The 14727-nt window shown below is 70.8% G+C and carries 13 protein-coding genes; 2 read left to right on the top strand and 11 right to left on the bottom strand.

Going from position 1 to position 14727, the window contains the following annotated elements; genetic code table 11:
• Positions 1-57 precede the first annotated feature (57 nt).
• Positions 58-603 (top strand): phosphatase PAP2 family protein, encoded by a 546-nt coding sequence (locus J2X68_RS25800; protein ID WP_310434957.1) that lies wholly within the window; start codon positions 58-60, stop codon positions 601-603.
• A gap of 116 nt (positions 604-719) precedes the next feature.
• Here J2X68_RS25800 and J2X68_RS25795 read toward each other — a convergent pair whose 3' ends face one another.
• The 4 genes from J2X68_RS25795 to ctaD all read right to left on the bottom strand — a co-directional run bounded on the left by J2X68_RS25795 (position 720) and on the right by ctaD (position 3822).
• Positions 720-947, bottom strand: a complete 228-nt coding sequence (locus tag J2X68_RS25795) for a DUF6480 family protein (protein ID WP_310434956.1) — start codon at positions 945-947, stop codon at positions 720-722.
• A gap of 34 nt (positions 948-981) precedes the next feature.
• Entirely contained in the window at positions 982-1404 is a 423-nt protein-coding gene (locus J2X68_RS25790; RefSeq protein ID WP_310434955.1) for a CBS domain-containing protein, read from the bottom strand.
• A 350-nt stretch (positions 1405-1754) separates the two neighbouring features.
• Positions 1755-2102: a cytochrome C oxidase subunit I gene (locus J2X68_RS25785; RefSeq protein ID WP_310434954.1), complete on the bottom strand. Its 348-nt coding sequence runs from the start codon at positions 2100-2102 to the stop codon at positions 1755-1757.
• 16 nt (positions 2103-2118) lie between these two features.
• A complete protein-coding gene (ctaD, locus tag J2X68_RS25780; RefSeq protein ID WP_310434953.1) occupies positions 2119-3822 on the bottom strand; it encodes a cytochrome c oxidase subunit I in 1704 nt (567 codons plus the stop codon).
• A 439-nt stretch (positions 3823-4261) separates the two neighbouring features.
• Between ctaD and J2X68_RS25775 the strand changes: the two genes are divergently transcribed.
• Positions 4262-4939, top strand: a complete 678-nt coding sequence (locus J2X68_RS25775; RefSeq protein WP_310434952.1) for an alpha/beta hydrolase — start codon at positions 4262-4264, stop codon at positions 4937-4939.
• Positions 4940-5241: 302 nt separating this feature from the next.
• On the opposite strand, the gene J2X68_RS25770 is transcribed toward J2X68_RS25775, so the two are convergent.
• The 7 genes from J2X68_RS25770 to J2X68_RS25740 form a co-directional block, all read right to left on the bottom strand.
• Complete coding sequence (locus tag J2X68_RS25770; RefSeq protein WP_310434951.1) at positions 5242-8223, bottom strand: carbohydrate binding domain-containing protein; 2982 nt, start codon at positions 8221-8223, stop codon at positions 5242-5244.
• A 229-nt stretch (positions 8224-8452) separates the two neighbouring features.
• Complete coding sequence (locus tag J2X68_RS25765; RefSeq protein WP_310434950.1) at positions 8453-9397, bottom strand: aldo/keto reductase; 945 nt, start codon at positions 9395-9397, stop codon at positions 8453-8455.
• Between the two features lie 140 nt (positions 9398-9537).
• Positions 9538-11040, bottom strand: coding sequence for a GMC oxidoreductase (locus tag J2X68_RS25760; RefSeq protein ID WP_310434949.1), 1503 nt, complete (start codon positions 11038-11040; stop codon positions 9538-9540).
• Between the two features lie 151 nt (positions 11041-11191).
• On the bottom strand, positions 11192-12118 hold the full coding sequence (locus tag J2X68_RS25755) for a sugar nucleotide-binding protein (protein WP_310434948.1): 927 nt from the start codon (positions 12116-12118) through the stop codon (positions 11192-11194).
• The gene (locus tag J2X68_RS25750) at positions 12115-13242 is read right to left on the bottom strand and encodes an ROK family protein (protein WP_310434947.1); all 1128 of its coding nucleotides are present in this window, start codon (positions 13240-13242) and stop codon (positions 12115-12117) included. Before J2X68_RS25750 ends, J2X68_RS25755 begins: the two co-directional genes overlap by 4 nt.
• Positions 13223-13597 carry a cupin domain-containing protein gene (locus tag J2X68_RS25745; protein ID WP_310434946.1) on the bottom strand — a complete coding sequence of 125 codons (375 nt, stop codon included), beginning with the start codon at positions 13595-13597 and terminating at the stop codon, positions 13223-13225. Before J2X68_RS25745 ends, J2X68_RS25750 begins: the two co-directional genes overlap by 20 nt.
• Positions 13594-14727, bottom strand: coding sequence for a sedoheptulose 7-phosphate cyclase (locus J2X68_RS25740; protein ID WP_310434945.1), 1134 nt, complete (start codon positions 14725-14727; stop codon positions 13594-13596). Before J2X68_RS25740 ends, J2X68_RS25745 begins: the two co-directional genes overlap by 4 nt.

The following is a 14727-nucleotide window of genomic DNA, read 5'->3' as shown; positions in this document are numbered from 1 at the left end:
GCTCCCGTCTGTTGAATTGTCGAGTTGGCTGCCGTTCGGACCGGGAACTGGTAGGTCATGAGAGTGCTGACGGATCTGCGCGATGACGATCATCGGTTGGCGCGGTGGGTGGCGTCCTGGCGGTCGGACTGCGCACGGCGGGCCCTGCCGGCGGTGGAGGAAGCGGCCCAGCACACCAAGCTGTGGTGGGGCGCCGCCGGTGTCCTGTACGCCACTGGGCCGAGGGGGCGCAGGGCCGCTGCAGCCGGTCTGGCGAGCATGGCCGTCGCGGAGGTGGTCTCCAATGGTGTCCTCAAGCACATGTGGCATCGGCGTCGGCCGCCGAAGGAATGGATCTCGCACGAGGAGGTCCACGACCGCCCCGACTCTTCGTCCTTCCCCTCGGGCCATACCAGCGCGGGGGTGGCGTTCAGTGCCGCGGTGGCAGCGGTGTGGCCGTGGGCGGGCGCGGTGTGCGCGGTCCCAGCCGCCATGGTGGCTGCCGAGCGGGTGCACACGGGCGCCCATTACCCCTCGGACGTCGTCGCCGGCGCTGCGATCGGGCTGACCGCAGCAGCCTTCGTACACCGTGCTCTGCACCGGGCGATCCGACTGCTGCGGTGACAAGCCCCGTCTCATGACCCAGCCCGCACTGCGTGGCCTGATCGGGGAGGACGCTGACGCCGAGGGTGCCTGCGCCCGGGCGTCCGAACTCACGGCACGATGCCCGGCCCGGGCCGTTACGCGGTCAGAGCCACCACCATGGCGATCAGCCCGATCGCTACCAGTGCCACAACGATCATGATGAGGGTGAGCGGCATCGCTCCCCATCCCTTGCGCAGTTCGGGCGGCTCCGGATGGGAGATGCCGTGGGTGCCCCCTTCGGCGGGTGGCGTCTCTCCGGGCGACGCATCGCCGCGCGGCCCGACTCCCGGAATGCTCCGGGGGTCGGGGTCAGGAGTTGTCATGGCGGGCACTCCTTTCCATGTCTGCGTCTCTGCGTCACTGGTTGGACTTCGCGGCGCTAATGTCTCCGAGAGCCGACTGGGGGTCGCGTTCGATCGTCAGGTCGCCGAGGGAGACGATGCCCACCGGGTGGCGCTCTTCGTCGACCACCGGGACCCGGCGGACGGCATGCTCACGCATCACTTCGACCGCGACCGTCAGATCGTCGTCGGGTCCCACCGTGACGAGATCCTCGCTGCACGCGTCGGCCACGGTCATGTCGCTGGGGTCGCCGCCCTCGGCCAGCGCGCGCACCACCAGGTCGCGGTCGCTGACGAGGCCACGCAGATGCTCGTCGTCGGTGACGAGGACGGCGCCGATGTTCTCGTCCCGCATCATCTGGGCCACGGCCGTCACCGAGGTGTGCGGCCCGACGGTCACCAGGGCACTTGTCATGACGTCGCTGACATGCTGGGTCATGGGACATCCCTCCAGGCGCGGGCGGTGCTCCTTCACCACCGTTCCCGACCCGGGTACCCGCACGCGGCCGGCCCCCACGGTATCGGCGGACTTCTCGAGCAGCGAGCACACGTGATCACAGCAGCCGAGGGTGAGGACCTCCTCGTCGTGCGCGTGCCCCACGACGCCTCACGGCTGACAGGGGAGGGGGGCGGCAGCGCGGCGGTGGGGCGCCGGGGTGGGAGTCGACCTCGCGGGGTGCAAGCGAGGTCGACCATTCGACGGCGGGGTCCGTCGCTGCCGATCTCGGCGTGCACGACGTACCGGCCACCCCCGTGCGGGCCTCGCGCCCCGCTCGCCGCCGCTCCGGGTCACAGCACCGACAGCAGGGTGGTCGCCAGCGTGGTGAGGATCGCGCCCGCGGTCAGCGCCAGGCCCAGGCAGCGGCGCCGCAACTGCTGGTAGCGGTGTTCGTACTCGGCGCGCAGGGACAGGCTGCGGGCGGCGACGCGCTCCAGGTCACGGCGGGCGCGTCGAAGACTGTCGGCTGCGTAGTGGCGTTCGATCTCCGCGCGCTGTGACGTCGTCAGCCACTCCATCGGCCGGACGAACTCCTGCGCACGCTGCTCCGCCTCCGCGATCCGGGCCTGCCACAGCAGATATCCCTCCACCGTGGTGCCGAGGTCGCTCGCGGCACTTCGCTCGGGCAGACCGTTCACCGGGCGCCTCGGGCGGTCAGGCGCGGACGCCGTGGGCCTCGGCCTCGGCGATCGCGATGTCGGGGTGGTGCAGGTCGAACGCCGGGGATTCGCTGCGGATCCGCGGCAGGGTGAGGAAGTTGTGGCGCGGCGGCGGGCAGGAGGTGGCCCACTCCAGGGAGCGGCCGTAGCCCCACGGGTCGTCGACGCCGACCGGCTTGCCGTACCGGGCGGTCTTCCACACGTTGTACAGGAAGGGCAGCATCGACAGGCCGAGGACGAAGGAGCTGATCGTCGAGATCGTGTTCAGGGCGGTGAAGCCGTCGACGGCCAGGTAGTCGGCATAGCGGCGCGGCATGCCCTCGGCGCCCAGCCAGTGCTGGACCAGGAAGGTGCCGTGGAAGCCGACGAACAGCGTCCAGAAGGTGATCTTGCCCAGGCGCTCGTCGAGCATCTTGCCGGTGAACTTCGGCCACCAGAAGTGGAAACCCGCGAACATCGCGAAGACGACGGTGCCGAAGACGACGTAGTGGAAGTGCGCCACCACGAAGTACGAGTCCGACACATGGAAGTCCATCGGGGGCGAGGCCAGGATGACACCGGTCAGACCACCGAAGAGGAACGTGACGAGGAAGCCCGCCGCCCAGAGCATCGGTGTCTCGAAGGACAGCGAGCCCTTCCACATCGTTCCGATCCAGTTGAAGAACTTCACGCCCGTCGGCACGGCGATGAGGAACGTCATGAAGGAGAAGAACGGCAGCAGCACGCCACCGGTGACATACATGTGGTGCGCCCACACCGTGACGGACAGACCGGCGATCGAGATGGTCGCGGCGACCAGACCCATGTAGCCGAAGACGGGCTTGCGGGAGAACACGGGGATGATCTCGGTGACGATGCCGAAGAACGGCAAGGCGATGATGTACACCTCTGGATGGCCGAAGAACCAGAAGAGGTGCTGCCACAGCAGGGGGCCGCCGTTGGCCGCGTCGAAGACATGGGCGCCGAACTTGCGGTCCGCCTCCAGGGCGAACAGCGCGGCCGCGAGGACCGGGAAGGCCAGCAGGACCAGGACACCGGTCAGCAGGACGTTCCACGTGAAGATCGGCATCCGGAACATCGTCATGCCGGGCGCGCGCATGCAGATGATCGTGGTGATGAAGTTGACCGAGCCGAGGATCGTGCCGAAGCCGGAGAAGGCCAGACCCATGATCCACAGATCGGCGCCGAGCCCGGGGCTGCGGATGGCGTCCGACAGCGGGGAGTAGGCGAACCAGCCGAAGTCGGCCGCACCCTGCGGGGTGAGGAACCCGCCCACAGCGATCGACGAGCCGAACAGGTAGAGCCAGTAGGCGAACATGTTCAACCGCGGGAAGGCGACGTCCGGCGCGCCGATCTGGAGCGGCATGATCCAGTTCGTGAAGCCGGCGAACAGCGGCGTCGCGAACATCAGCAGCATGACCGTGCCGTGCATCGTGAACGCTTGGTTGTACTGCTCGTTCGAGACGATCTGGATGCCCGGACGGGCGAGCTCGGCGCGCATGACCAACGCCATCACGCCACCGATCAGGAAGAACGCGAACGACGTGACCAGGTACAACGTACCGATGGTCTTGTGGTCGGTGGTCGTCAGCCACTTCACCACGACGTTGCCGGGCTGCTTGCGCCTGACCGGCAGCTCGTTCTCGTACGAGTCCTCCACTGGCTGCGTGCCGTGGGATGGGGGTTCGACAATGCTCACGCGTCGTCCGTCTCTCGATGCTCGCGGTCTGCTCACGCCATGACGTGAGCCACCCGCCATCCTTGCTGTGCGAGGGCGGCACTCACACACGGAGCGGCCGACGCGCGGCCGATCGCGTGACGGATACGCCCGGACGGAGCAACCGTCGAGGACGACGCCCCCACACCGCAGCGGTGAAGGCAGGACCGGTGTGCGGGGCGGAGGGGGCGAGCGAGCGGTCGTCGCCGTCCTCGCGATGACGATCGGATGCGCCGCCGGAGCGTTCCGGGCGCTCCGGCGCACGGTCATCGACGCTGCGGCGGGTGATCGGTTCCGGCGACGGCGTGTTCGGTGTCGGCGGCATGGAGGACTTCACGGATCAGCAGGTCCGAGCTTTGCCTGGCTTGAGATCAGCGGCTGTGCCCGTCGGGTCGGGTTCCTCTGGGCCTACGATGACGGGGTGAAGTTCGTGATGGTGCCGGGTGGTTGGCAGGGCGGATGGGCGTTCGACTCGGTTGCCGCCGAGTTGCGCCGTGACGGTCACGACGTCGAGGCGGTGACCCTGGCGGGGCTGGAGTCGGACGGCCCGGTCGATGTGGACCGTCCGCCCAACCTCGACGCCCATATCGACCAGGTGGCCGAGATCATCGACCGCAGCGACGGGACGCCGCTCGCACTGTGCGGGCACAGTTACGGCGGGATGGTGATCACCGGTGTCGCGGATCGGGTCGGTGACCGCCTCGATCAGCTCGTCTATATCGACGCCTACGTCCCGGACGACGGGGATTCGTGTTGGTCGTCGACCAGCGACATCTTCCGGGAGCTGTTCATGGCCGGCGCCCGCGCCGACGGCCGCTGGGTGGCGGTCCCTGAGGGACTCGACCCTCGCGCGCGACCGCACCCCATGGCGAGCTTCGTCCAGTCGATCAGGATCGGGGGCAACCCCGGCCCCGCGCTCGGCCGAACGTACGTCAGTGGTGGCGCGTGGGCGGGCAGCCCGTTCGTGACCCTGACCGAACGGCTGCGCCACGATGCGGGCTGGCGGGTTCACGAGATTCCCGTCGGTCACAACATCGCCCGCCGCGACCCGCGTCGCCTCGCGGCCGTTCTCGGCGCATTGCCGCCCGCCTCCTCCTGACGCACATCCGCTCACTCCTCTGTGCCGACGTCCTCGTCGAGGTGGACGGTCGCAGGGCCGCGCAGGGTCGCACAGGGGGCGGAGGCCCCGGGCCTCCTGTGGCGGGCGGGTGCGAAGTCGTACCGGCCCGGGCCGTTCGTGGGTGGCGACCCCGCGACGCCGGTTGTCGGTCCAGGTCACCGCGTCGGTCTGGGCGGTGCAGGAGGCCGGCGCAGGGGGAGGGGCCCACCGGTACGGTTCGGTGGGCCCCTCGGTGCGTCAGACCCGTGCCGGCGCAGTTCGGTTCAGGTGAGGGCGGTCCGTCACTTCAGGTAGGGGCCGTCCGTGCCGATCTTCCCGGGACCATTGAGCACGTAGACCCGGAGGTTCCCCTTTCCGGGGGCGTCGACGGACAGCGTCCCGTTGGTGACCGTCTTGACCGTACCCGTGACGGCGTCCGTGTAGGTGCCGTTGGGGATGCCCGTGTAGCTGGCTCCGTCGGTCACGGTGACGAGCGCGAAGCTGTCCGTGCTGCCGCTGGTGTAGCGGCGCTTGTAGGCCATGCCGCCGGAGATCCCCTCCGTGGAGTACTGGCCCATCTGGAGGGCGGGGACTGCCCGGCGGATCTGGTTGAGACGTTGCAGGTGCTTCACCAGTGGCTGCGCCAGTGTGGTGGCGACCTGGCCGTCGGCGGACGCGACCGTGCCGAAGTCGGACGCCGTGACGGAACCGGCCAGCTGGTCTCCGTAGTAGGCGCGTCCCGTGGTGGCGAGGGGACAGGAGGGGCCGCAGTCGATCTGCTTGCCCTTCTGGAACTCGATCTCCGAGCCGTAGTAGAGCGTCGGGATGCCGCGGAAGGTCCACATCAGGGACATGTTCTCGGCCCAGGCGTCGGTGCCGCCGCTGTAGCGGGTGCTCGACTTGTTGGGGCCGTAGTCGTGGCTGTCGACGTAGACGACGTTGTAGGTGGCGTCGTTGACGCTGTCGTCGGAGTCCTTGCCGTTGTTGTAGGCGTTGTAGGCGTCACCGAAGTTCATGTGCATGCGCATGTCGATGATGTTCATGCCGGAGAACTTGCTGTGGTCGGGCGCGTGGTAGGTGTTGCCGTTCAGGAAGGCGTTGGTGGACGTCGGCTGGTTGCCGGTGCCGAGGTCGTTCTCGTAGGTGAACTGCTCGAGGGCGGCCGCCGTGTCGTCGGCGCTGTACTCCTTGCGCTCCTTCCAGGTGTAGAACTGCGCGGAGTGGTTCACGGACCCGCGGTTCCACCTGTCGTTGACGAACGCGGCGACCTCGGCGAAGACGAAGAAGTTGCTGGCCGTCTCGGCTCCGAACTTCTGGGTGACCCGGTCGTGGATGGCGGGCAGGAAGCGGCGGTTCCAGGTGACGCGCGGGATGTGGACGGCCGTGTCGATCCGGAATCCGTCGACGCCCATGTCGATGTACTTGTCGTAGGCGCCGATGAGGTAGTTCTGCACGGGCGTCGACTCGGTGTTGAAGTCGGCGAGGTCCTCGTGCAGCCAGCAGGACCGCGCGTCCTCGCCCTCCCAGTTCCCGATCCAGCACTGGTGGTAGTAGGCCTTGGGGAACATGCCCGAAGTGGGGCTGGGCCACTGGCAGTTGTAGACGGTGTAGCCTTCGGCGCTCTTGCCTCCGGTGGGAGTGCCCCAGTTCAGACACGTGTTGCCGGTCGGCTCGGCCGTCGACCACAGGTCACCGGTGTAGTACGACTTCCCCGACTTGGGTTCGACGGTCAGGCCGTCGTACTCGAAGCCCTCGGCCTTCTCGTCGTAGTACCAGCTCCACTGGGAGTCGCGGACCCCGTACACGGTGGGCGTGAACAGGCCCTTGGCGCCCCAGCGTGAGCTGTGGTTGTAGACGACGTCCTGGTAGATCTTCATGCCCTTGGCGTGGGCGGCGTTGATGAGGTCCTGGTACGAGGCGCCGGTCGACTCCAGGCGCGGGTCGACCTTGTAGAAGTCGTAGCCGTGGTAGCCGTGGTAGTCGTAGTCCGAGCGGTTCAGGACGACGGGGGTGATCCAGACCGCCGAGAAGCCGAGAGCCTTGATGTAGTCGAGCCGTTCGACCAGGCCCTTGAAGTCGCCGCGGAACATGGGGTCGTTGTTCGCCGCGTTCCCGGACTTCACGTGCTGGCTGCCGCCGCGGTTGTTGGAGCTGTCGCCGTCGTAGAAGCGGGCGGTCATGACGAAGTAGATCGGGTCCTTGCGCGGGTCCGTGCCCAGCGGCGCGCTGCCGGGAGGCGTGCTCGGCTTCTTGCCGGTGGTCGCCGTGGCCGCGGCGGAGGCGGCCGAGGTGTTGCCCGCCGCGTCCACGGCCTTCACCGTGTAGGTGTAGGCGGTGTCCTCCTCCAGACCCGTGTCGGACAGTACGGTGGAGCCGACGTCGGTGACCGTGCTGCCCGTGGTCCCGCCGGTGCGGGTGACCTGGTACTTGGTCACGCCCGTGTCGTCGGTGGCGGCGCTCCAGGTCACGACCACGGAGGTGTTCGTCGCGCTCGCCCGGACGTCCGCCGGGACACCGGGGGCCTCGGTGTCGGGTTCCTCGGCGGCGCACGGGTCCTTCGCGTTCGGGGTGACGGTGTTGTTCTTCACCGTGCTGGTCCCGGACGCGATGGTGTAGTCCGAGCCGTTGTTGTTGTCCCAGATCCCGTTGCCGTTGTTGAACGCGGCCTTCAGCGAGGCCGCGGTGCCGAGGTCGACCGTGCGTTTCCACCACCCGGCGCAGGAGGCGGCTTCCATGCCGACGCCGGGCACGGTCGTCCAGGAGCCGCCGGCGGGCTGGTAGTGCAGGTTGGCGGTGGTCCAGCCGAGGGTCTGGGTCGAGTAGTAGACCGTAGCCTCGTTGCCGGTTCCCTCGCCGGTGTCGGCGCACGGGTCGCTGTGCGCCACCACGCCGTCCTTGACCGTGATGTCCCCGGTGCCCAGGGCGTAGTTCTTCCCGCCGTTGTTGTCCCAGACCCCGCTGCCGTTGTTGAAGGTCGCCTGCAGCCCGGCGGCTGAGCCCAGGTCCACGGTGAGCTTCACCCAGTCCGTGCAGGCGGCTGCCATGCGCGTGCCGGGAACGGTGGTCCACGAACCGCCGTCGGGGGCGTAATGGAGGTAGTTGTCCGTCCAGCTCTTCGTCTTCGTGTAGTAGAAGACGGTGGCCGAGGTGGCGGTGGCCGATGCGGCGGAGGCCGGCTGGGCGGCGGCCTCGGGGGCGGTGGGGGTGGTGAGGGGCAGGACGAGGATTCCTGCGGCGAGAGCTCCGGCCGCCCAGGGGCGGGCGAGGGATCGGCGGCGTCTCATGCGCGTCTCCAGGACGTGGTGGGGAGGACGGGTCCGTGCGGACGCCGGCGGAGACCTTGACGCGCCTCGAGGTCTCCTGCGTCCGTGCCTGCGATGCGCCGCACTCAGAAACTTGCAGCAAACGCTTGCAGGCATCCCGGAGATTACCGGTACATGTCAGAGGCGTAAAGGGGTCCCGCAGGCTCGGCGAGCGCCCCTTCTCCCGGCTGCCGGAACTCCCGCGTCCGCCTCAGGGAAGCGGTGCGCCCCGCGCGGCGACCCACAGCCCGTACCACTCCTCATGGGTGAGAGCGGGGGCGCCCCGCAGCGCGTCGCGGCAGGCCAGGATGCGTTCGGGCCGTGTGGTGCCCACGACCGGGGCGATCCCCGCGGGATGGCGCTGCAGCCACCACAGCAGCACGGTCTCCGGCGTCGTTCCCTTGCGCGCCGCCAGATCCGCGACGAACCGCGCGGCCGGCGTGTCCGCCCCGCCGGTGAAGCGCCCCTGCGCGAGAGGCCCCCAGGCCTGCACCTGGATGCCGTGGGACACGCAGTACTCGACGGTCCCGTGCGGGAACCCGCCGTCCGCCCAGGCAGGGGTGTTGACGAGGACGCCCGACTCCAGCCAGTCCCGGCGGGCCAGACTCATCTCGAGCTGGTCGGCCACGAGGGGCACGTCCAGGCTCTCCCGCAGCAGCGCGATCTGCGCGGCGCTCATGTTGGACACCCCGAACTGCCGCACCAGCCCCTGCTCGTGCAGCGCACGGAGCGCCTCCGCGATCTCCTCCGGGCGGGCCAGGGGGTCGGGCCGGTGAAGGAGCAGGACGTCGACGAAGTCGGTACGCAGCCGCGTGAGACTCTCCTCGACCCGCCGCAGGATCGTGCGCCCCCGCAGGTCGTAGAAGCCCGGGCGGTCGCCGTCCGGCAGTGCGATGCCGCACTTGGTCTGCAGCAGGATGCGGTCGCGCAGCCCGGAGGCGCGGGCCAGGACCTCTCCGAAGACCGCCTCGGACTTGCCGTGCCGGTAGATGTCGGCGTGATCGAACGCCGTGAAACCGGCGTCGAGCGCGGCCTGGACGGCGGTTTCCGCGTGGGCGACGTCCGCCGCCGTCCAGTGCTGCCGGTCCCAGCCCCCTCCCAGTCCCATGCAGCCGTACAGCAGGCGGACCTCACGAATGTCGGTGTGCGGGGGCATGCTCTCGCTTCCTGTCGTGCCGTCGGACCCGGGGCGTCGCGCTCCGGTCCGGTTGGGGCCGCCGTCGGTCGCGGGCGACCCCCGGGTTCGTCGTGGTCGTCCGCCGCCCGGGCTCGGCGCCGTGTCGACCCGGAGGTCGCTCAGCGCGCCGCCGTCCCGGCCCTCGCCGCGTCGGCCAGGACTTCGGCGACGGCGAGCACCGGCAGCTGGGTGTTGGCCGCAGGCACCGTCGGCAGCACGGAGGCGTCGGCGACCCGCAGGTTGGACACGCCGTGCACCCGGCCGGTGCCGTCCACCACGGCGGACGGATCGTCGGAGGAGCCCATGGCGCACGTCCCCACCGGATGCCAGTACGCGCCCGCGCGGGTCCTGATCTCCTCGTCCGCGAGATGCGCGGGACGACCGTCGAGCGGTCGTACCAGCTTCCCCAGCGCGGAGGTCGCGGCCATCTCCTCGACGAGGCCCAGACCCCACCGGACGACGGCGAGGTCGTGGCCCTCCGGATCCGAGAAGAAGCCGGGAGCGATGTCGAGGGGCGCGGCGGGATCGGCCGAGCGCAGCGCGACACGGCCGCGGGAAGCGGGTTTCATGAGGAAGGACGAGATGCCCGCCTCGTACCGGCCCGGCGGCAGACTGCCGAAGAGCGGGGGACCCGCGACCGGCAGCAGATGCAGGTCCCAGGAGCCGTCCGGGCAGCGGCCGCTTGCCGCCCGCACCAGCATGCGGCTGACGTACAGGTCGCCGGCCGCCTCCTTGCGGGCCAGGGCCTCGTCCAGCTCGCCGGTCGGCGACAGTGGCACGAACACACCAGGCTGGTCGGACAGGTTGGCGCCCACACCGGGCAGGTCGATCACCGGCCGGATGTCGTGCTCTCGCAGGTGGACGGCGGGGCCGAGGCCGCTGCGCAGCAGTACGGCGGGTGACCCGTAGGTCCCGCACGCGACGACGTAGTCGTCGGCGGACAGGGCGATCCGCTCGCCGTCCCGGTCGATCTCGACGGCCCGCACCCGGCCGCCGACGACATGCATCCGGTCGACCAGGGCCCGGTCGAGGATGGTCAGGTTGGGGCGCGCCCGCGCCGGGTCGAGGTAGGCGAACGCCGCGTTCCAGCGCAGACCGTCGAAGGAGTTGAGGAGGGGGGTGCCATAGCCGGGCGCCCCCGGGACTCCCATGTCGACCTCCCGGTAACCGAGTTCGCGGGCCGCGTCGAGCGCACCGCTGCTCCAGACGGAGAACTCGTTCTCCGGGACGGGGCGCAGCCGCATCCGCTCGACCGCGGCCAGACGGAACGGCTCCATGGCCTCGGCCGACCACCGCGCGCCGCCCGCCCGCTCCCACTCGGCGTGGTCCGCCGGCGAGCCCCAGGTGTTCCAGCAGCCGTTGACGCACGAGGAACCGCCGATCACCCGCGCTCGGATGCGGTGCACGGCCGCCTGCCGCTCCCACACGTCGTCGCGCGGCAGACTGCGCGAGTCCAGCACCTTGTCCGGCCAGTGGTCGCGCGGTCCGTAGTCCGGTCCGGCCTCGACCAGACAGACCGACCGGCCCGGGTCCTCGCTCAGCCGGGCGGCCAGCACGCACCCCGCCACGCCTCCGCCGAGGACGACGACGTCGTAGCCGGTCACCGCTCCTGTACCTGCCATACGTATGCTCCACCTGCTCCACAGATCTCACCGCCGAGCGGCGGTCGTCGGACGGACCGGGCGGACGGGCCGCCGCCCGGGCGAGGGTGCCGCGCCCGGCCAGGGGAGGGCCGGGCCACCGGCACGCGGGACGCTGCACCCGGCGAACGGTTCAGCCCGCGGTCGTGAAGGCCGCCGCCAGGCTCCGGGCGCCCTCGTGGACCCCCCGGACGGCGATCGCCTTCGTGGCCGGCAACCGGCCGAGCAGCGAGCTGGTCAGGCACGTGTTCTCCGGGCGGGAGGCGTACCGGGTGCCGGCCCGCGAGGTCGGTGCGACCAGGTGCGGCGGTGCTCCCAGCGTCCCGGCGACGAGGGAGGCCCACGCGGCGCGGCTCACCCGGTCGGGGCCGCCCAGGTGGAGCACCGGCGGAAGCGGCGTCCCGGCGTGCAGCACGGCCGCCGTCACCTCCGCGACGTCGTCCACCAGGACCGGTGTCGTCCACTGGTCGTCCGGCACCGCGACGGTTTCGCCGCGCAGCAGCCGGTGTGCGCACACGGCGAAGAAGTTGAGCCACTTGCCGGCGTCCGGCGGCTCGTGGCCGTAGACGAGGCTGACCCGCAGCACCACCGCGTCCGCGGCCCCGCCGAGCAGGGTCTCCTCCGCGCACAGCTTGGCGTGGCCGTAGGCGTTGGCGGGGGAGACCGGCGAGTCCTCGGCGTTGTCGGGGCGGGACCCGTCGAAGACGTTGTCGGTGGAGATCATCAGCAGCCTGGCGTCACCGGCCGCCGAGGAGAGGTTGGCGGCCGCCGCGGTGTGCGCCCGCAGGGCCTGCCCGGGGTGTTCCTCGCACCAGGTGACGTCGGACGGTCCGTGCACGAGGACCACGCGACGGGGCTTCAGCCGGGTCACGAGCCGTCGGCACGCGCCCGGATCGGTGGCGTCCAGCGCGTCCCACCGGACGCCGTCGCCGACCGGAAGATGTGCCGCCGGACGGCGGCGCGAGGCGACGGTGACGGACTCGCCCGCCGCCGCCAGCCGCCGCGCGACGGCCGTGCCGACGAATCCGCCGCCGACGACGAGCGTGCTCCCGGCGCTCATCGGGTGCCCGCCCGGGACGGCCGGGACATCCGGTCGGCGAGCAGTCTGCCCACGCCGATCAGACCGTGGTCGTCGTCCGGTCGGCCGAGCGACACCATGCCGTCGACCGCGTCCGCGTCCAGTCCGAAGCAGCCCAGGCGCACCAACTCGTCCACCAGCAGCTCCCGGTAACGTTCGCCGACCGCCAGCGCGAAGCCGCCCATCACGACGTACCGGCACACCCCGACCGAGGTGAAGACGGCGCCGATCGCCTGCGCGAGGCGGGTGACGGTGCCGCGCAGCACCTGCGTGGTGAACGCGTCGCCCTGCCGTACCGCCGCCGCGATCGCCGGATTGCCGACGGCGGCGGCACGGCCGTCGCACAAGGCGGCCAGCAGGGAACCGGCGAAGCCGGCCGGATCGGTGTCCGCCGCGCGGCGGACCGCGGCGAGGACGCCCCGCCCGGAGGCGATGGCGCCGAGGTGGCCGCGGGCGCCGCAGTCGCACAGCGCCGCCTCCGGGGAGGGATCGCACACCCAGTGACCGAGTTCGCCGCCGTGTCCGTCCGCGTCCAGCAGCACCTCGCCGCCGCGGAAGACCTTGTTGCCTATGCCGGAGCTGACGGTGATCAGGCAGAACGGCTCGGTCTCCGTCGCCGCGTAACGCCAGGCCGCGGCGGTGAGGTCGTTGACGACCACGACCGGCGCCCCGACCCGCTCGGTCAGGAGCTGCCCCAGCGGCAGCGGGTCACCGCGTCGCCCCCACACCGTGGGAGCGGCCAGGACGAGACCGCCGGCCGAGATGGGTCCGGCGAAGGCCACCCCGACGGCGCGCGGCGGCGTGCCCGCGGTGTGCCGTTCCACCTCGTGGACGATCTGGTCCACCACGCGCCGCTGCAGGACGGGCACCGGATCCCGCGGATGGCGGGCCATGCCCTCCACCGGCACCCGGCGTACGCGGTGCACGGCCGCAGCGGCCGGGTCGTAGCTCCCGGTCCGCAGCGTCGTGCCGCCCACGTCGAGCACGGTGAAGCCGCCGTCGGAGCCGGTCGGGTCCCCGTGGCGCGCGGAGCTGTCCGGTTCCCCCGCCCGGCGACCGTCCGGGACGGGCGCGGCGGTGAGACGGTCAGACTGTGGGACGGTCACGGAGCTCCTCCTCGAAAACCAGAAGCCACAGATCGGCGGCCGAGTCGTTGACGAGGCCGTGCTCGCCGTACGGACGGTTGACGACCACGTCCCCGGCGACGACCCGGAACTCCGTGCCGTCGCGGTGCATCAGGCCGCTGCCGCTGAGCACGATGTACGTCTCCCGGTCCCGGCCGTGCCGGTGCCGCCCTATGGACGTGCCGGGCGGCAGCACGGCGATGTCGATGAACTCCGCTCCGGGGCCGCCCTCGGGACGGGAGAACACCCGGTGGGCGAGGATCGTGCCCAGCCCGCCGTGGTCGTGCTCCTTGCCCCGAAGCAGCCGGTCGAGGTTCACCACGTCGTCCGCGCTCACGACGTGCCGCCCGCGTGCGCCAGGGACTCCAGAGCGGCCCGCAGCATGTCGGCGGGCACGTCCTCCAGCCGCTCCACGAAGTCCGCCTTGCCGATGCCGGTGGGCACCACGAGATGCAGTTTGCGCCCGCGCCGCTGCCAGGACGCCTCGAGGGCCTGTGTCATCAGCTCCGGTGTGCAGGTGGCGGGGTCGAAGACGGGAAGGCCGATGCGGCGCAGCAGGGTCACCAGCCGCTCGCAGCTCTCCGCGTCGACGAGACCGAGCAGCCTCGCCAGATGCGCGGACAGCGCCATGTCGACGGCGACCGCCTCGCCGTGTTCGAGACGGTGACCGCCCGCCGTCTCGATGACCGGGCTGAACGTGTGTCCGAAGTCGACCAGCCGGGCCAGTTCGTGTTCGCGCAGGTTCGGGCAGAGTTCCTCCATCATCAGCCGCATGGAGGTGCGCAGGACGTAGGTCTCCAGCTCGCCGTGGGCGGAGCGCAGGAACGCGTCGGGACGGCTCTCCAGCGCCGCGAAGAGATCCGCGTCGAGGATCGCGGCCATCTTCACGATCTCCGCCAGGCCGCAGCGGATCTCCCGGGCCGGCAGGGTGGCCAGCAGGCCCGGGTCGTTGAGCGAGGCGTGCGCCGGGTGGTAGGCCCCGAACATGTTCTTCGTGCTGAGGGCGTTCACGCCGGTCTTGACCCCGACCCCCACGTCCGCCTGGCCCACCAGCGTGGTGTTGACCTTGATGTACCGGACTCCGCGTGCGTACATCGAGGCGGCGAACCCCACGATGTCGGCGACGATCCCGCCGCCCACGGCGAGCATCACCCCGTGACGGTCCAGGCCGGTCGCCTTGGCGACGGCGCAGACCTGTTCCGCCGCCGCCAGTGTCTTGTTCCGTTCACCGCTTTCGATGGTGTGCACGCTCCAACTGCCCGCCTCGAGACGGGCGTCGAGGTAGGCGCGCAGACGGCCGCCGTAGATCCGGTCCACCGTCGGACCGACGAACGCCACGACGCGGCGTCCTTCCACGCGGTCGGCGAGCAGCGGGTTGCGCGGGTCGAACACGCCGTCGGTGACGTCCACCCGGTACCGCGTGCCTTCCGGTGCCAGCAGGTCGAAGCCTCCGGAGTCCTCACGCAC

It is taken from the genome of Streptomyces sp. 3330, from assembly GCF_031456635.1.
Lineage (GTDB): Bacteria > Actinomycetota > Actinomycetes > Streptomycetales > Streptomycetaceae > Streptomyces.
Note: the sequence above shows the minus strand (reverse complement) of the source record. Positions and strands in the feature narration are given on the sequence as shown.